General features: G+C 62.5%; 15 protein-coding genes. 7 read left to right on the top strand and 8 right to left on the bottom strand.

Features of this window, described 5'->3' with window-relative positions:
• Window positions 1–126 precede the first annotated feature (126 nt).
• From hflD to OO258_RS11215, 4 genes are all read right to left on the bottom strand, one after another.
• Window positions 127–753 (bottom strand): high frequency lysogenization protein HflD, encoded by a 627-nt coding sequence (hflD, locus tag OO258_RS11230; RefSeq protein ID WP_266030416.1) that lies wholly within the window; start codon window positions 751–753, stop codon window positions 127–129.
• A complete protein-coding gene (mnmA, locus tag OO258_RS11225; protein WP_110744627.1) occupies window positions 750–1874 on the bottom strand; it encodes a tRNA 2-thiouridine(34) synthase MnmA in 1125 nt (374 codons plus the stop codon). The genes hflD and mnmA overlap by 4 nt, the downstream gene beginning before the upstream one ends.
• 59 nt (window positions 1875–1933) lie before the next feature.
• Entirely contained in the window at window positions 1934–2374 is a 441-nt protein-coding gene (locus OO258_RS11220; RefSeq protein WP_003251227.1) for an NUDIX hydrolase, read from the bottom strand.
• 204 nt (window positions 2375–2578) lie between these two features.
• Window positions 2579–4804, bottom strand: coding sequence for an NADP-dependent isocitrate dehydrogenase (locus OO258_RS11215; RefSeq protein ID WP_266030414.1), 2226 nt, complete (start codon window positions 4802–4804; stop codon window positions 2579–2581).
• Window positions 4805–5218: 414 nt separating this feature from the next.
• Here OO258_RS11215 and icd point away from each other — a divergent pair, with 414 nt between their 5' ends.
• Window positions 5219–6475, top strand: a complete 1257-nt coding sequence (icd, locus tag OO258_RS11210; RefSeq protein WP_266030412.1) for an NADP-dependent isocitrate dehydrogenase — start codon at window positions 5219–5221, stop codon at window positions 6473–6475.
• 69 nt (window positions 6476–6544) lie between these two features.
• Here the strand turns inward: icd and cspD are convergent, their stop codons facing one another.
• Complete coding sequence (gene cspD, locus OO258_RS11205; protein WP_146230358.1) at window positions 6545–6796, bottom strand: cold shock domain-containing protein CspD; 252 nt, start codon at window positions 6794–6796, stop codon at window positions 6545–6547.
• 229 nt (window positions 6797–7025) lie between these two features.
• Between cspD and clpS the strand changes: the two genes are divergently transcribed.
• On the top strand, window positions 7026–7388 hold the full coding sequence (clpS, locus tag OO258_RS11200) for an ATP-dependent Clp protease adapter ClpS (protein WP_003251220.1): 363 nt from the start codon (window positions 7026–7028) through the stop codon (window positions 7386–7388).
• A 30-nt stretch (window positions 7389–7418) separates the two neighbouring features.
• Window positions 7419–9689 (top strand): ATP-dependent Clp protease ATP-binding subunit ClpA, encoded by a 2271-nt coding sequence (gene clpA / locus OO258_RS11195; RefSeq protein ID WP_110744623.1) that lies wholly within the window; start codon window positions 7419–7421, stop codon window positions 9687–9689.
• An 88-nt stretch (window positions 9690–9777) separates the two neighbouring features.
• On the opposite strand, the gene infA is transcribed toward clpA, so the two are convergent.
• The 3 genes from infA to aat form a co-directional block, all read right to left on the bottom strand.
• The gene (gene infA, locus OO258_RS11190) at window positions 9778–9996 is read right to left on the bottom strand and encodes a translation initiation factor IF-1 (protein WP_002553999.1); all 219 of its coding nucleotides are present in this window, start codon (window positions 9994–9996) and stop codon (window positions 9778–9780) included.
• Window positions 9997–10098: 102 nt separating this feature from the next.
• Window positions 10099–10806 (bottom strand): arginyltransferase, encoded by a 708-nt coding sequence (locus OO258_RS11185; protein ID WP_266030406.1) that lies wholly within the window; start codon window positions 10804–10806, stop codon window positions 10099–10101.
• Window positions 10807–10863: 57 nt separating this feature from the next.
• Window positions 10864–11547, bottom strand: a complete 684-nt coding sequence (gene aat, locus OO258_RS11180; protein ID WP_110744621.1) for a leucyl/phenylalanyl-tRNA--protein transferase — start codon at window positions 11545–11547, stop codon at window positions 10864–10866.
• 303 nt (window positions 11548–11850) lie between these two features.
• On the opposite strand from aat, the gene OO258_RS11175 reads away from it, so the two are divergent.
• The 4 genes from OO258_RS11175 (at window position 11851) to crcB (ending at window position 16810) form a co-directional block, all read left to right on the top strand.
• Window positions 11851–14415, top strand: a complete 2565-nt coding sequence (locus OO258_RS11175) for a DNA translocase FtsK (RefSeq protein ID WP_416309205.1) — start codon at window positions 11851–11853, stop codon at window positions 14413–14415.
• A 62-nt stretch (window positions 14416–14477) separates the two neighbouring features.
• A complete protein-coding gene (gene lolA / locus OO258_RS11170) occupies window positions 14478–15101 on the top strand; it encodes an outer membrane lipoprotein chaperone LolA (protein WP_110744620.1) in 624 nt (207 codons plus the stop codon).
• A 12-nt stretch (window positions 15102–15113) separates the two neighbouring features.
• Complete coding sequence (locus OO258_RS11165) at window positions 15114–16439, top strand: replication-associated recombination protein A (RefSeq protein ID WP_266030400.1); 1326 nt, start codon at window positions 15114–15116, stop codon at window positions 16437–16439.
• Window positions 16436–16810 (top strand): fluoride efflux transporter CrcB, encoded by a 375-nt coding sequence (gene crcB / locus OO258_RS11160; RefSeq protein WP_110744618.1) that lies wholly within the window; start codon window positions 16436–16438, stop codon window positions 16808–16810. The genes OO258_RS11165 and crcB overlap by 4 nt, the downstream gene beginning before the upstream one ends.
• Window positions 16811–16820: the final 10 nt, after the last annotated feature.

Here is a 16820-nt window from a genome sequence, read left to right as displayed (position 1 = left end):
AAAGGTCGGCCCTACAAAAAAGCTTAATGCGATGCCTGTGGGAGCGTGTTTACCTGCGAATGCGGTAGCGAGGCCAATATTGCATTCGCGGGTGAACCCGCTCCCACAGGGTTCAGCGTGCGCCTGTCACGAAGGCGTACGCATCATGTCGTACAGTTCATTCAGCAACTTGCGCCGGCTGAACACCAGCTGCCAGCGGTGCCCGCCCAGCTGGCGCCACAGGCGCGCAGCGCGGATGCCGGCCAGCAGCAAGGCGCGGATCTTCGAGGCGTTGTTGGGCTGCTGCAGGAAGCGCATGTCGCCGTGTACCTGGATGCGCTGGCGCAAGGTGCTGAGGGTGTCCTGGTACAAGGCTCCACTGGAAGCGATGACGTTTTCGTGAACCAGGCCAAAATGATCCGCTTGCGACTGGATCTGTGGCAGGCGGTTGCCGATGGTGTCGAGCAGGTCGCCACGCTTGTTCAACTGGCGTTCCAGGCCCAGCATCGACAGGGCGTAGCGCAGCGGTTCGCGCTGCAGGCTGCTGGGGTCCCGCTCCAGGGCGCCGACCAGTGCGCGATAGCCGTCGCGCAGGTTCAGGTCGTCACCGCCGAACACTTCCAGGGTGTTATTGGGGTCACGTACCAGCAGGCTACCCAGCATGCAGGCGATGTTGGCCTCACTGGCCTGGCCGGTACGGGCGATGCGGTCGACCAGCACGGCGGCTTGGAACACGCCGCCCAGGGCAATCAATTGCTCCTGCAGGTTGCTCATGCGCGCGGGCTCCACGGCTCTGCGGCTTCGATCACGCCGCCACCCAGGCACACCTCGCCATCGTAGAATACGACCGACTGGCCAGGCGTTACCGCGCGTTGCGGCTCGTCGAAGACGGCGCGGTAACCGTTTGCGGTCAGCGCCAGGGTGCACTGCTGGTCGCTCTGGCGGTAGCGCACCTTGGCGGTGAGCTGGCGCGGGCTGCTGAGGTCGACCGGGTTGACCCAGAAAATCTCCGAAGCCAGCAGGGCGCGGGAGAACAGCCACGGGTGTTCGTTGCCCTGGCCGACCACCAGCACGTTGCGGGTCAGGTCTTTGTGCAGCACGTACCACGGCTCGTCACCGGCATCCTTCAGGCCGCCAATGCCCAGGCCCTGGCGCTGGCCGATGGTGTGGTACATCAGGCCGTGGTGGCGGCCGATCACTTCACCTTCGGTGGTTTCGATATTGCCAGGCTGGGCCGGCAGGTACTGCTTGAGGAAGTCGCTGAAGCGGCGCTCGCCAATGAAGCAGATACCGGTGGAATCCTTTTTCTTGGCGGTGGCCAGGCCGTGTTTTTCGGCGATGGCGCGTACTTCGGGCTTTTCCAGCTCGCCGACCGGGAATAGCGTGCGGGCGATTTCCTTGCCGCCGACGGCGTGCAGGAAGTAGCTCTGGTCCTTGTTCGGGTCCAGGCCCTTGAGCAATTCGGTGAGGCTGCCGGTGTCGCGGCGGCGCACGTAGTGGCCGGTGGCGATCATGTCGGCCCCCAGCGACAGGGCGTAGTCGAGGAACGCCTTGAACTTGATTTCGCGGTTGCAGAGGATGTCAGGGTTGGGCGTTCGGCCGGCCTTGTATTCTTCAAGGAAGTGCTCGAACACGTTGTCCCAGTACTCGGCGGCGAAGTTGGCGGTGTGCAGCTTGATACCGATACGGTCGCACACGGCCTGGGCGTCGGCCAGGTCTTCACGGGCGGTGCAGTATTCGGTGCCGTCGTCTTCTTCCCAGTTCTTCATGAACAGCCCTTCCACCTGGTAGCCCTGCTCGATGAGCAGAAGGGCGGAGACGGAAGAGTCCACGCCGCCGGACATGCCGACGATGACGCGGGTCTTGGCGGGGTCTTTGAGTGCTGGGCTGGTCATGGGTACCGGTGTGTATCAAAGGGGAAAAACGCCGATTCTATCAAACCCGCAGCGCCGCGTCAGTCGCGTAGCAGGTCGAGGCTGTGCAGCGGGCCTTTGAGGTAGTCATCCAGGCAGCGCGGCACCAGCTCGCTGCGCCAGCGAGTGGGGTCGGCCAGCAGTTCGTCGCGGGTCAGCCACACGGCGCGGACGATGTCGCTGTCCAGTGCCAGGTCGGCGTGATGGCGCACGGGGCGGGCGGCGAAGCAGATGCGCTGGTAGGTCACGCCGTTGCTGGGGGCGGTGTACAGGTAGATGCCGACCACGCCGGTCAGCTCGACTTCCCAGGCGGTTTCTTCCAGGGTTTCGCGCAGGGCGGCCTGGGGCAAAGTCTCGTTGGGCTCGAGGTGGCCGGCAGGCTGGTTGAAGACGTGCTGGTTGGCTTTGAACTCCTCGACGAAGAGGAACTTGCCTTCGTGTTCGACGATGGTCGCTACGGTGATGTGGGGTTGCCAGGTCATTTGCCATGTCCTTTCAGATTGCCGGGACCGCCTTGCGGTCCTTCGCGGGCTCGCCCGCTCCCACAGGTGCCGTGCAGGTCTTGCTGGCAGCACCTTTCCTGTTTGTGAGCGGGCAAGCCCGCGAAGGGCTGCGCAGCGGCCCCGATCCAGAAAGCACAAACCCCGGTGCGTGGCCGGGGTTTGTGCTGTTACTTCAAGCGAACCTTACAGGGCGGCAATGGCGCTGTTCAGGGTCTGGCTTGGGCGCATCACCTTGGCAGTCAGCTCGGCATCCGGCGCGTAGTAGCCACCGATGTCGGCCGGCTTGCCCTGAACGGCGTTGAGCTCGGCGACGATAGTCTCCTCGTTCTCGGTCAGGGTCTTGGCCAGCGGGGCGAAGCGTGCCTGCAGGGCAGCGTCGTCGCTCTGGGCAGCCAGGGCCTGGGCCCAGTACAGGGTCAGGTAGAAGTGGCTGCCGCGGTTGTCGATACCACCGACTTTGCGCGATGGCGACTTGTTGGTGTCGAGGAACTTGCCGGTGGCTTGGTCCAGGGTGTTGGCCAGGACCTTGGCGCGCGGGTTGTCGTAGGTGTTGCCCAGGTGCTCCAGGGAAGCGGCCAGGGCCAGGAATTCACCCAGCGAGTCCCAACGCAGGAAGTTCTCTTCAACCAGCTGCTGCACGTGCTTCGGTGCCGAACCGCCGGCGCCGGTTTCGAACAGGCCACCGCCGTTCATCAGCGGCACGATCGACAGCATCTTGGCGCTGGTGCCCAGCTCCATGATCGGGAACAGGTCGGTCAGGTAGTCGCGCAGCACGTTGCCGGTCACCGAAATGGTGTCCTTGCCTTCGCGAATGCGGGCCAGGGAGAACTTGATGGCGTCGACCGGAGCCAGTACACGGATGTCCAGGCCGGTGGTGTCGTGATCCTTCAGGTACTTCTGTACTTTCTCGATCATCACGCCGTCGTGGGCGCGGGCCGGGTCCAGCCAGAACACCGCAGGGGTGTTGCTCAGGCGGGCGCGGTTGACGGCCAGCTTGACCCAGTCCTGGATCGGCGCGTCCTTGGTCTGGCACATGCGGAAGATGTCACCGGCTTCGACGTTCTGCTCCAGTACGACGTTGCCCTTGCCATCGACCACGCGAACCACGCCGTCAGCCTTGATCTGGAAGGTCTTGTCGTGTGAGCCGTACTCTTCGGCTTTCTGCGCCATCAGGCCAACGTTCGGCACGCTGCCCATGGTGGTCGGATCGAAGGCGCCGTTTTTCTTGCAGTCTTCGATGGTGGCCTGGTAGATACCGGCGTAGCAACGGTCCGGGATCACGGCCTTGGCGTCTTGCAGTTCGCCAGCAGTGTTCCACATCTTGCCCGAGTCACGGATCATGGCCGGCATCGAGGCGTCGACGATCACGTCGCTCGGCACGTGCAGGTTGGTGATGCCTTTGTCGGAGTTGACCATGGCCAGGGCCGGACGCTCGGCGTACAGGGCCTGGATGTCGGCTTCGATTTCGGCCTGCTTGTCAGCTGGCAGGTCCTTGATGCGGGCGTACAGGTCGCCGATACCGTTGTTGGCGTTGAAGCCGACCTCGGTCAGCGCTGCGGCGTGCTTGGCCAGCACGTCGCCGTAGAATTCTTCGACGATGACGCCGAACATGATCGGGTCGGAGACCTTCATCATGGTGGCTTTCAGGTGCACCGACAGCAGCACGCCAGAGGCCTTGGCATCGGCGATCTGCTCGGCGATGAAGGCTTTCAGGGCCTTGCGGCTCATGGTCGCGCAGTCGATGACTTCGGCAGCCTTGACCGCGGTCTTTTCTTTCAGCACGGTGGTGCTGCCGTCTTTGCCGACCAGCTCGATGCGCAGGCTATCGTCAGCTTCGATCAGTGCGGCTTTCTCACTGCCGTAGAAGTCGCCCTGAGTCATGTGGGCAACGTGCGACTTGGAGTCGGCGGCCCAGGCGCCCATTTTGTGCGGGTGCTTGCGGGCGTAGTTCTTGACCGACAGCGGCGCGCGGCGGTCGGAGTTGCCTTCGCGCAGCACCGGGTTCACCGCGGAACCCTTGATGCGGTCGTAGCGGGCACGGGATTCTTTTTCGTCCGCGGTGGCCGGCTCGTCGGCATAGTCAGGGATGTTGAAGCCCTTGCCTTGCAGTTCCTTGATCGCGGCCTTGAGCTGCGGTACCGAGGCGCTGATGTTCGGCAGCTTGATGATGTTGGCTTCAGGGGTGGTAGCCAGCTGGCCCAGTTCCGCCAGGTGATCGCCTACTTGCTTCTCTGCGCCCAGTTGCTCCGGGAAGGCGGCAAGGATACGGCCAGCCAGGGAGATGTCGCGAGTTTCGACAGCGATGTCAGCCGAAGCGGTGAACGCTTCGATGATCGGCAGCAGCGAGTAAGTGGCGAGGGCGGGGGCTTCGTCGGTGAAGGTATAGATGATCTTGGAACGGGTGGGCATGCGGGTTAACTCTCTGTGTGCTGAGCGTGCTCGAGTCTCGTGGTGCGCAGGGTAGGCGCATCGCCCTGGCAGCGCCATGAGCGGAAAGTCGAGAGGCTGCGAGCGGTGATGGTGGATGCATCAGTCGAGCGTCAAGTGCTGAGCTGCGGTAACAACCCAGGCTTTACGGCCATTCATGGCCTAGGGCGGTCCGCATTTTCCTGGGATTCGCCCCGATGACCCTTCGGTCGCGGCGGAGTATACCAAACCATTCGGGCTAATCAGCAAGGCCAAGTGATATCGGCCCGTTTATAAGACCAAAGACTAAGCGGCAATGTGGCGTAACGCCGCATGCCTTGCAGGTCGGCAGATGTGGTTTAGGCTGATTGCAGCGCATGATGTCCAAACCACACCCGACAGCGGAGTAGTGCAAGCATGGGATACCAGAAAATCGAGGTTCCGACCGACGGCGCCAAGATCACCGTCAATGCAGACCATTCGCTCAACGTGCCTGACAACCCGATCATTCCTTATATCGAAGGCGACGGAATTGGCGTCGATGTTTCGCCGGTCATGATCAAGGTGGTCGACGCCGCCGTGCACAAGGCCTATGGCGGCAAGCGCAAGATCGCCTGGATGGAGGTGTATGCCGGTGAAAAGGCCACCCAGGTGTACGACCAGGACACCTGGCTGCCCCAGGAAACCCTCGATGCCGTGCGTGATTTCGTGGTGTCGATCAAGGGCCCGCTGACCACCCCGGTCGGGGGTGGGATCCGTTCGCTGAACGTCGCCCTGCGCCAGCAGCTCGACTTGTATGTGTGCCTGCGCCCGGTGCTGTGGTTCCAGGGGGTGCCGAGCCCGGTGAAGAAGCCGGGTGATGTCGACATGGTGATCTTCCGCGAGAACTCCGAGGACATCTATGCCGGGATCGAGTGGAAGGCTGGCTCGCCCGAAGCGAACAAGGTGATCAAGTTCCTGAAAGAGGAAATGGGCGTCACCAAGATCCGCTTCGACCAGGACTGCGGCATTGGCGTCAAGCCGGTGTCCCGCGAGGGCACCAGGCGCCTCGTGCGCAAGGCCCTGCAATATGTGGTGGACAACGACCGGGAGTCGCTCACCTTGGTGCACAAGGGCAACATCATGAAGTTCACCGAAGGGGCCTTCAAGGACTGGGGCTACGAGGTGGCCCGTGAGGAATTCGGCGCCGAACTGCTCGACGGCGGGCCGTGGATGAAGTTCAAGAACCCGAAAACCGGCCGCGAGGTGATCGTCAAGGACGCCATCGCCGACGCCATGCTGCAACAGATATTGCTGCGCCCGGCCGAGTACGATGTGATCGCTACCCTCAACCTTAACGGTGACTACCTGTCCGACGCCCTGGCGGCTGAGGTGGGGGGTATCGGCATCGCCCCGGGCGCCAACCTGTCCGACACCGTGGCCATGTTCGAGGCCACCCACGGCACCGCGCCCAAGTATGCGGGCCAGGACAAGGTCAACCCCGGCTCGGTGATCCTGTCGGCGGAGATGATGCTGCGCCACATGGGCTGGACCGAGGCGGCCGACCTGATCATCAAGGGCACCAATGGGGCGATTGCGGCCAAGACCGTGACCTATGACTTCGAGCGCTTGATGGAGGGGGCGACGCTGGTGGGCAGTTCAGGGTTTGGCGATGCGATGATCAAGCATATGTGAGGCAATGGAAAACCGGCCGCTCCATGAAGAAGCGGCCGGTTTTTTCATCTGCCGGCAAAGCGAAGCAGGTCAGGCGTTGGCCGTAACGACCTCCGGCGTGATATCTGCTTTCACGGCTGCGTTACCGGAAATGTTCACCGCGTGCTTGCCCTTGGGGCCCTGCACAATGTCGAACGTCACGGTCTGGCCGGCCTTGAGGGTCTTGTAGCCGTCCATCTGGATGGCGGAATAATGGGCGAAGAGGTCTTCGCTATCGCCATCGGCATTGACGAAACCATAGCCTTTGGCGTTGTTGAACCACTTGACTTTACCGCTTGCCATCCCAATGTCCCTCTGCAAAGGACTCCATCACTGGAGTATCATCCACTTCATCCGCATACGAACCTGCGAAAAATCTGGTTGACTGCGCGGATCTTTATCGACCACGGTGGGTTCTTATTGGTTGTAACACCGTTTTGCCGATAGTCAAGGTCACGCGGCGCCTGCGCCGGCCGCGGCCTGTGCAGTCAACCCACTACCTTAACCTGACGCTCATGATGAAATTCTTTCCATGCATGCACCTAGTGAGATTCGACTAACATTCAATCAGGATCGCCCGCAATCGAATGAGGACGACGGCTCAGGTCTTGCAGTTCAGGAAGCCAAGCCGATCCTGCAGGCGCCACCGATGTACAAGGTGGTTTTATTCAACGATGACTACACACCGATGGATTTCGTCGTCGAAGTGCTCGAGACGTTCTTCAGTCTGAACCGCGAGCTGGCGACCAAGATCATGCTGACCGTCCATACCGAGGGGCGGGCAGTGTGCGGATTGTTTACCCGTGACATCGCCGAAACAAAGGCAATGCAGGTCAACCAATACGCCAGGGAAAGCCAGCATCCGCTACTCTGTGAAATCGAGAAGGACGGTTAATCGCCGACCACTTGGGTATGAGGTGAAGCTATGTTAAACCGCGAGCTCGAAGTCACCCTCAATCTTGCCTTCAAGGAGGCCCGTTCGAAGCGTCATGAGTTCATGACCGTCGAACATCTGCTGCTGGCACTCCTTGACAATGAGGCTGCCGCGACCGTTCTGCGCGCCTGTGGCGCCAATCTCGACAAGCTCAAGCACGACCTGCAAGAGTTCATCGATTCCACCACCCCGCTGATTCCCGTCAATGACGAAGACCGCGAAACCCAGCCAACCCTGGGCTTCCAGCGCGTACTGCAGCGTGCCGTGTTCCACGTGCAAAGCTCCGGCAAGCGCGAAGTAACCGGCGCCAACGTGCTGGTGGCGATCTTCAGCGAACAGGAAAGCCAGGCCGTGTTCCTGCTCAAGCAGCAGAGCGTGGCGCGCATCGACGTGGTCAACTACATCGCCCATGGCATCTCCAAGGTGCCGGGGCATGGTTCGCAGTCTGAAAGCGACCAGGAAATGCAGGACGAAGAGGGCGGCGAAACCTCCTCTTCGAGCAACCCGCTGGATGCCTACGCCAGCAACCTGAACGAACTGGCGCGTGCCGGTCGTATCGATCCGCTGGTCGGTCGCGAGCAGGAAGTGGAGCGCGTAGCGCAAATCCTTGCCCGTCGACGCAAGAACAACCCGCTGCTGGTGGGTGAGGCTGGGGTGGGCAAGACCGCCATCGCCGAGGGCCTGGCCAAGCGCATCGTCGATGGCCAGGTGCCCGATCTGCTGGCGCAAAGCGTGGTGTACTCGCTCGACCTGGGTGCGCTGCTGGCTGGTACCAAGTACCGCGGTGACTTCGAGAAGCGCTTCAAGGCGCTGCTCGGCGAACTGCGCAAGCGCCCGCAGGCCATTCTGTTCATCGACGAAATCCATACCATCATCGGTGCCGGTGCGGCGTCGGGCGGGGTGATGGATGCTTCGAACCTGCTCAAGCCGCTGTTGTCTTCGGGTGAAATCCGTTGCATCGGCTCGACCACCTTCCAGGAGTTCCGCGGCATTTTCGAGAAAGACCGTGCCTTGGCGCGCCGCTTCCAGAAGGTGGATGTGAGCGAGCCATCGGTCGAAGATACCGTGGGCATTCTGCGCGGCCTGAAAGGGCGTTTCGAAAGCCACCACAACATCGAGTACAGCGACGAAGCGCTGCGCGCCGCTGCCGAGCTGGCCTCGCGCTACATCAATGACCGCCACATGCCAGACAAGGCCATCGATGTGATCGACGAAGCTGGCGCATACCAGCGCCTGCAGCCGGAGGCCAATCGCGTCAAGCGTATCGATGTGCCGCAAGTCGAGGATATCGTGGCCAAGATTGCGCGCATTCCGCCCAAGCACGTGACCAGTTCCGACAAGGAGTTGCTGCGTAACCTTGAGCGTGACCTGAAACTGACCGTGTTCGGCCAGGACCAGGCCATCGACTCGCTGGCGACTGCGATCAAGCTGTCGCGTGCCGGCCTGAAGTCGCCAGACAAGCCAGTCGGTTCGTTCCTGTTCGCCGGCCCGACCGGCGTGGGTAAAACCGAGGCTGCCCGGCAGTTGGCGAAGGCGCTTGGCGTAGAACTGGTCCGCTTCGACATGTCCGAGTACATGGAGCGCCACACCGTGTCGCGCCTGATCGGTGCGCCACCCGGTTACGTCGGCTTCGATCAGGGCGGTTTGCTGACCGAGGCGATCACCAAGCAGCCGCATTGCGTCTTGCTGCTCGACGAAATCGAGAAGGCCCACCCGGAAGTCTTCAACCTGCTGCTGCAGGTGATGGACCACGGTACCCTGACCGACAACAACGGGCGTAAAGCTGACTTCCGTAACGTGATCCTGATCATGACCACCAACGCCGGGGCCGAAACCGCGGCGCGGGCGTCGATCGGCTTTACCCATCAGGACCACGCGTCCGATGCCATGGAAGTTATCCGCAAGAGCTTCACGCCTGAGTTCCGCAACCGCCTGGATACCATTATCCAGTTCGGCCGCCTGAGCCACGAGACGATCAAGAGCATCGTCGACAAGTTCCTTATCGAACTGCAGGCGCAGCTGGAGGACAAGCGTGTGCTGCTGGAAGTCAGTGATGACGCCCGCGGCTGGCTCGCGGCATCGGGCTACGACGTGCAGATGGGGGCGCGGCCGATGGCGCGGCTGATCCAGGACAAGATCAAGCGGCCGCTGGCCGAGGAGATCCTGTTTGGCGAACTGGCCGAGCATGGCGGCGTGGTGCACGTCGACCTGCGCGATGGCGAACTGGTGTTCGACTTCGAGACCACGGCTGAGGTTGCGTGATGTGCGGGGGGCTGCCTTGCAGTCCCCTTGCAATTTCGTAAGGCACAAAAAAGCCCGGCACATGGCCGGGCTTTTTCATGGCTTGAGCTTAGCGCGCACGGTAGGTGATGCGGCCCTTGCTCAGGTCGTACGGTGTCAGTTCGACGCGGACCTTGTCGCCAGTGAGAATACGAATGTAGTTCTTGCGCATCTTTCCGGAGATGTGCGCGGTTACGACGTGCCCGTTTTCCAACTCCACGCGGAACATGGTGTTGGGCAGGGTGTCGACGACAGTACCTTCCATTTCGAAGCTGTCTTCTTTCGACATGCAGTTGAGCCCTCGGTATCCAGTGTTAGCCCGACGCATAACCGCAGCGGGCAAAAAAGTGGCGTGGATTATGCCCGAAAACTGCGTGTCAAGCCAATGCTTTCAGTTGAGGGTGACCCAGCGCTGGTTTATCAGCAACTCGATAGGCCGATACTGCGTCTTGTAGTTCATTTTCTTGCAGTTCTTGATCCAGTAACCCAGGTAGACCGCCTCCAGGTTCTGGCGCAGGGCTTCGGTGATCTGCCAGAGGATGGCGAAGCGGCCAAGGCTGCGGCGCTCTTCGTCCGGTTCGTAAAAGGTGTACACCGCCGACAGCCCGTTGGGCAGCAGGTCGCACACCGCCACTGCCAGCAGGCGGCCTTCCAGGCGGAACTCGTAGAACCAGCAGAATGGCAAGTCGCGCACCAGGAAGGTGGAAAACTGGTCGCGGCTGGGCGGGTACATGTCACCGTCGGCGTGGCGCGTTTCGATATAGCGTCGGTACAGCTCGAAGTATTCTTCCTTGAACGCCGGGCGCGCCGCGGTCACCGTCAAGTCGGTGTTGCGCTTGAGAATGCGCCGCTGCTGTCGGTTGGGGATGAAGCGTGCCGCTGGAATGCGCGCCGGCACGCAGGCGTTGCAGTTTTGGCAGTGCGGGCGGTACAGGTGGTCGCCGCTACGGCGAAAGCCCATTTCCGACAGGTCGGCGTACACGTTCACGTCCATCGGCTGGCTGGGGTCGAGGAACAGTGTGGTCGCCTGCTCGTCGGGCAGGTAGCTGCAGGAGTGGGGTTGAGTGGCATAAAACTTCAACCGCGCCAGCTCTGTCATGATCAACCCCCATCGGTGAGACGTTGCTTTAAGTGTAAGCCAGCTATGGCAACTCGCCTAGGCAACCACCCAGGTAGCGCTGTTGGGCTGGTCGAGGTGGCGTGCCAGGTAGCCGGCGAACTCGGCGCGGCTGATGGCCTGGGCGCCCAGGCTGTGCAGGTGGTTGGTCGGCATCTGGCAGTCGATCAGCACGAAGCCGGCCTGGCGCAGGTGCTCGACCAAGGTCACGAAGCCTACCTTGGAGGCGTTGTCCGCACGGCTGAACATCGATTCGCCGAAGAACAGCTGGCCCATCGCCAGGCCATACAGGCCGCCGACCAGCTCGCCGTCCTGGCGTACCTCCACCGAGTGGGCGATGCCGCGCCGGTGCAGTTCGCAGTAGGCGTTGCGCATGGTGTCGGTGATCCAGGTGCCGTCGGCGTAGTCGCGGGGCGCGGCGCAGGCGGCGATCACCGCCGGGAAGTCGGTGTCGAAACTGACCTGGTAGCGGCCCTGGCGCATCAGCTTGGCCAGCGACCGCGACACGTGCAGTTGGTCTGGCAGCAAGACCGTGCGCGGGTCGGGTGACCACCAGAGGATCGGCTGGCCGTCCTGGTACCAGGGAAAGCAGCCATGGCGATAGGCTTGCACCAACCGCTCCGGGCTCAGGTCGCCGCCAGCGGCGAGCAGGCCGTTAGGGTCGTGCAGGGCCTTTTCCAGAGGCGGGAAGGTCAGCGAGTCGCGGGTCAGCCAGGTGAGCATGGTCTATCGTGCGGTGGGGGAGGGGAGAGGGCAGCATGGCGCGGGTGAAAACCAGGGTCAATGTCTTTGAGGTCCCCACGCCTGTGGGTCGTGCAAATTGGGCAATTTCATACACATTCATGAAGCCACAGGCACCAACCGCTACATTTGCTGTCACACCTGTGCAAAAACACAGCATAAGCCTTTGTCACAAAAGAAAATGCGTGCTCAAATTGCAGCTATACGAAAGTCGCCCCCACTCAAGCGCCTTATGGCGCGCCGTCATGGCAGTGGGCGGGCAGTAATGTTAAAAGTAGTGGTTCATTGGCCGCACCGTCGGCCGATCACTATTGGACGCGCACCACGCGCAGGAATAGACGCGTTTTGAAGAAAACCACCGCAACCCCAGCTCCATTGCCCGTGCCCCTGTGGCGGCAACAGCTGCACTATCGCCTCAAGGAAGGTGCGTTGATCGCTGTCGGCGCCCTGTGCCTGTACCTGTGGATGGCGCTGCTGACCTACGACACCTCGGACCCGGGCTTCAGCCACACCGCCACCGTGGACCAGGTACAGAACGCCGCCGGGCGTGCCGGTGCCTACTTCGCCGACATCCTGTTCATGGTGCTGGGGTACTTCGCCTATATCTTCCCGCTGCTGCTGGCAGTCAAGACCTGGCAGATCTTCCGTCAACGCCACCAACCGTGGGACTGGAGCGGCTGGCTGTTCTCCTGGCGGCTGATCGGCCTGGTGTTCCTGGTGTTGTCGGGGGCGGCGCTGGCGCATATCCACTTCCACCCGTCGGCGAGCCTGCCGTTCTCCGCCGGGGGGGCGCTGGGCGAAAGCCTTGGCGACCTGGCGCGCAACCTGTTGAACGTGCAGGGCAGCACGCTGATGTTCATTGCCCTGTTCCTGTTCGGCCTGACCGTGTTTACCGACCTGTCGTGGTTCAAGGTGATGGACCTGACCGGCAAGATTACCCTCGACCTGTTCGAGCTGGTGCAAGGCGCCGCCAACCGCTGGTGGGAAGCCCGCAACGAGCGCAAGCGCCTCGAAGCACAGCTGCGCGAGGATGAGCCGGTGGTCAAGGCCGCGCCGATGGCCGCCGAGAAGCGCGAACCGGCCAAGCCGGCCCTGCGTGAACGTATCTTCAAGCGGGAAGAAGCACCTGCCCCGGTGGCGGAGCCGCGTGAGCCGACCCTGAGCCGCGAACCGGTCGTGCCGCGCGAGCCAACCCTCGCCCGCGAGCCGGTGGTATCACGCGAGCCGATAGTGCCCCGTGCGCAGCCCGCCACCCCGATGATCGTGCCGCCGTCAGCCGACAAGGCGCCAGAGCCGAGCAAGCGGGTGATGAAGGAGAAGCAGGCGCCGCTGTTCATCGACAGCGCCGTGGAAGGCACCTTGCCGTCGATTTCCATCCTCGACCCGGCCGAGCAGAAGAAGATCGAGTACTCGCCAGAATCCCTGGCCGGTGTCGGTCAGCTGCTGGAAATCAAACTCAAGGAATTCGGCGTGGAGGTGTCGGTAGACTCGATCCACCCCGGCCCGGTCATTACCCGTTACGAAATCCAGCCTGCCGCCGGCGTGAAGGTCAGCCGTATCGCCAACCTGGCCAAGGACCTGGCGCGTTCGCTGGCGGTGACCAGTGTGCGTGTGGTCGAGGTCATCCCCGGCAAGACCACCGTGGGTATCGAGATCCCCAATGAAAACCGGCAGATGGTGCGCTTCTCTGAAGTGCTGGCCACGCCGCAGTATGACGAACAGAAATCGCCGGTCACGCTGGCCCTGGGGCACGACATCGGCGGCAAGCCGGTGATTACCGACCTGGCCAAGATGCCCCACCTGCTGGTGGCCGGTACCACCGGTTCTGGTAAGTCGGTGGGTGTGAACGCGATGATTCTGTCGATCCTGTTCAAGTCCAGCCCGGAAGACGCGCGGTTGATCATGATCGACCCGAAAATGCTCGAACTGTCGATCTACGAAGGCATTCCGCACCTGCTGTGCCCGGTGGTCACCGACATGAAGGACGCCGCCAACGCGCTGCGCTGGAGCGTGGCCGAGATGGAGCGGCGCTACAAGCTGATGGCGGCCATGGGCGTGCGTAACCTGGCCGGTTTCAACCGCAAGATCAAGGATGCCCAGGAGGCAGGTGAAATCATCCATGACCCGCTGTACCGTCGCGAGAGCATGGACGACGAGCCGCCGGCGCTGAAAACCCTGCCAACCATCGTGGTGGTGGTGGACGAGTTCGCCGACATGATGATGATCGTCGGCAAAAAGGTCGAAGAGCTGATCGCCCGTATCGCGCAGAAGGCGCGGGCGGCGGGTATCCACTTGATCCTCGCCACCCAGCGCCCTTCGGTGGACGTGATCACCGGCCTGATCAAGGCCAACATTCCGACCCGTATGGCGTTCCAGGTGTCCAGCAAGATCGACTCGCGGACCATCATCGACCAGGGTGGTGCCGAGCAGCTGCTGGGCCATGGTGACATGCTGTACATGCCGCCGGGCACCAGCCTGCCGATCCGGGTGCACGGCGCCTTCGTGTCCGACGATGAGGTGCACCGCACGGTCGAGGCGTGGAAGCTGCGTGGCGCCCCGGACTACAACGATGACATCCTCAACGGCGTCGAAGAAGCCGGTAGCGGCTTTGATGGCGGCGGCGGTGGTGGCGACGGTGACGATGCCGAAACCGACGCCCTGTATGATGAAGCGGTGCAATTCGTGCTCGAGAGCCGTCGTGCTTCCATTTCTGCCGTGCAACGCAAGCTGAAGATCGGCTACAACCGTGCCGCGCGCATGATCGAGTCGATGGAGATGGCCGGCGTTGTCACCCCGATGAACAGCAACGGCTCGCGGGAAGTGATTGCCCCGGGCGGCCCGCGCGACTGATGAACACCCTGCCGGGCGCCAACGGTGGCGTCCGGCCTTTTCAACGCTCAATGAGGATTCCCATGCGCGCGATTCGCATGCTGTTGGTTTCTGCCCTGACCCTGGGCTCGGTTACTGCTTATGCCGGTGAGCAAGACGTACAACGCCTGACGCAGCTGCTGGAAAAGTCGCAGACCCTCGAGGCCAACTTCTCCCAGCTGACCCTGGGTGCCGACGGCACCAGCCTGCAGGAAACCTCGGGCAAGATGACGGTCAAGCGCCCGGGCCTGTTCTACTGGCACACCGATGCACCGCAGGAGCAGGTGGTGGTGTCGGACGGCAAGAACGTCACCCTGTGGGACCCGGACCTGGAACAAGCCACCATCAAGAAGCTCGACGTACGCCTGAACCAGACCCCGGCGCTGCTGCTGTCGGGTGATGTGTCGAAGATCAGCCAGAGCTTCGACATCGCCTCGAAGGAGCAGGGCGAAGTGATGGACTTCACCCTCAAGCCCAAGACCAAGGACACCTTGTTCGACTCGCTGCGCGTGTCGTTCCGCAAGGGCCTGATCAATGACATGCAACTGATCGACAGCGTCGGCCAGCGCACCAACATCCTGTTCAATGGCGTCAAGGCCAACCAGCCGGTGCCGGACAGCACGTTCAGGTTCGACATCCCCAAAGGCGCGGACGTGATCAAGGAGTAACCGGAGCTCGTCATGGACCTGTTTCGAAGCGAACCTGTCGCCCAGCCCCTGGCCGCCCGCCTGCGCCCGTCCAACCTGGACGAGTATGTCGGCCAGGAGCACCTGCTGGCGCGCGGCAAACCGCTGCGTGAAGCGCTGGAGCAGGGCGCGCTGCACTCGATGATCTTCTGGGGGCCGCCAGGGGTGGGCAAGACCACGCTGGCGCGGCTGCTGGCGCAGTTCTGCGACGCCCACTTCGAAACCGTCTCGGCGGTATTGGCCGGGGTCAAGGAGATCCGCCAGGCGGTCGAGGTGGCCAAGCAGCAGGCCGGCCAGTATGGCCGCCGCACCATCCTGTTCGTCGATGAAGTCCACCGGTTCAACAAGTCTCAGCAGGACGCGTTTTTACCCTATGTGGAAGACGGCACCCTGCTGTTCATCGGCGCCACCACCGAAAACCCGTCGTTCGAGCTTAACAACGCGCTGTTGTCACGGGCGCGGGTCTACGTGCTCAAGAGCCTCGACGAGGCGGCGCTGCGCAAGCTGGTCAACCGTGCGCTGACCGAAGAGCGTGGCCTGGGCAAGCGCAACCTGCGGGTCGGTGACGAGGCCTTCAAGATGCTGATGGCCGCCGCCGATGGCGACGGCCGGCGGATGCTCAACTTTCTCGAAAACGCCTCTGACCTGGCCGAAGACGGCAGTGAGATCGATGTCGAGATGCTGCAGAGCCTGCTGGGTGACAGCCGCCGCCGTTTCGACAAGGGTGGCGAGGCGTTCTACGACCAGATTTCTGCGCTGCACAAGTCAGTGCGCGGCTCCAACCCCGATGGCGCCCTGTACTGGTTTGCGCGCATGCTCGACGGTGGCTGCGACCCGTTGTACATCGCCCGCCGCGTGGTACGCATGGCCAGCGAAGACATCGGCAACGCCGACCCGCGCGCGCTCAGCCTGTGCCTGGCGGCGTGGGATGTACAAGAGCGCCTGGGCAGCCCCGAGGGCGAGCTGGCAGTGGCACAGGCCATCACCTACCTGGCCTGCGCGCCGAAAAGCAACGCCGTGTACATGGGCTTCAAGACCGCCCTGCGTGAAGCGGCCGAACATGGCTCGCTGGAGGTGCCGCTGCACCTGCGCAATGCCCCGACCAAGCTGATGAAGCAGCTGGGTTACGGCGACGAGTACCGCTATGCCCACGATGAGCCCGACGCTTATGCTGCCGGTGAGGACTACTTCCCCGACCAGCTTGAGCCCCGCCAGTACTACCAGCCGGTGCCGCGTGGCCTGGAACTGAAAATTGGCGAGAAGCTGCGCCACCTGGCCGACCTTGACCGCAACAGCCCCCGTCAGCGGAGAAAACCGTGATTGCAGTGATAGCCGCGGTCAGCGCGGGTGGTATCGCCGGTACCCTGTTGCGCTTTGCCACTGCCAACTGGGTAACGGCCCACTGGCCACGGCACTTCTATGCCGGTACGCTGGCGGTCAACCTGGTTGGCTGCTTGCTGATCGGCGTGCTCTATGGCCTGTTCTTGCACAAGCCGCTGGCGCCGGTCGAATTGCGTGCCGGCCTGATTGTCGGCTTCCTTGGCGGCCTGACGACCTTTTCCTCCTTCTCGCTCGATACCGTGCGCCTGATGGAAAGCGGGCAAGTGCCCCTGGCCTTGGGCTATACCAGTATCAGCGTGGTGGGCGGGCTGCTCGCGACCTGGGCCGGCCTGTCCCTGACCCGATTCTGAACCAACACCT

The organism is Pseudomonas sp. DCB_BI, from assembly GCF_026240995.1.
In the GTDB taxonomy this organism is placed as follows: Bacteria; Pseudomonadota; Gammaproteobacteria; order Pseudomonadales; family Pseudomonadaceae; genus Aquipseudomonas.
The sequence above is the reverse complement of the archived record's forward strand: the minus strand, read 5'-3'. Positions and strand labels throughout refer to the sequence as shown.

Bases quoted from the DNA above. Each gene is read 5' to 3' on its own strand.
- OO258_RS11185 (WP_266030406.1), bottom strand. From the start codon at position 10,806: ATGACAGAGCTGGCGCGGTTGAAGTTTTATGCCACTCAACCCCACTCC.
- mnmA (WP_110744627.1), bottom strand. From the start codon at position 1,874: ATGACCAGCCCAGCACTCAAAGACCCCGCCAAGACCCGCGTCATCGTC.
- clpS (WP_003251220.1), top strand. From the start codon at position 7,026: ATGCATGCACCTAGTGAGATTCGACTAACATTCAATCAGGATCGCCCG.
- OO258_RS11165 (WP_266030400.1), top strand. From the start codon at position 15,114: ATGGACCTGTTTCGAAGCGAACCTGTCGCCCAGCCCCTGGCCGCCCGC.
- cspD (WP_146230358.1), bottom strand. From the start codon at position 6,796: ATGGCAAGCGGTAAAGTCAAGTGGTTCAACAACGCCAAAGGCTATGGT.
- hflD (WP_266030416.1), bottom strand. From the start codon at position 753: ATGAGCAACCTGCAGGAGCAATTGATTGCCCTGGGCGGCGTGTTCCAA.
- icd (WP_266030412.1), top strand. From the start codon at position 5,219: ATGGGATACCAGAAAATCGAGGTTCCGACCGACGGCGCCAAGATCACC.
- lolA (WP_110744620.1), top strand. From the start codon at position 14,478: ATGCGCGCGATTCGCATGCTGTTGGTTTCTGCCCTGACCCTGGGCTCG.
- OO258_RS11220 (WP_003251227.1), bottom strand. From the start codon at position 2,374: ATGACCTGGCAACCCCACATCACCGTAGCGACCATCGTCGAACACGAA.
- OO258_RS11215 (WP_266030414.1), bottom strand. From the start codon at position 4,804: ATGCCCACCCGTTCCAAGATCATCTATACCTTCACCGACGAAGCCCCC.
- infA (WP_002553999.1), bottom strand. From the start codon at position 9,996: ATGTCGAAAGAAGACAGCTTCGAAATGGAAGGTACTGTCGTCGACACC.
- clpA (WP_110744623.1), top strand. From the start codon at position 7,419: ATGTTAAACCGCGAGCTCGAAGTCACCCTCAATCTTGCCTTCAAGGAG.
- aat (WP_110744621.1), bottom strand. From the start codon at position 11,547: ATGCTCACCTGGCTGACCCGCGACTCGCTGACCTTCCCGCCTCTGGAA.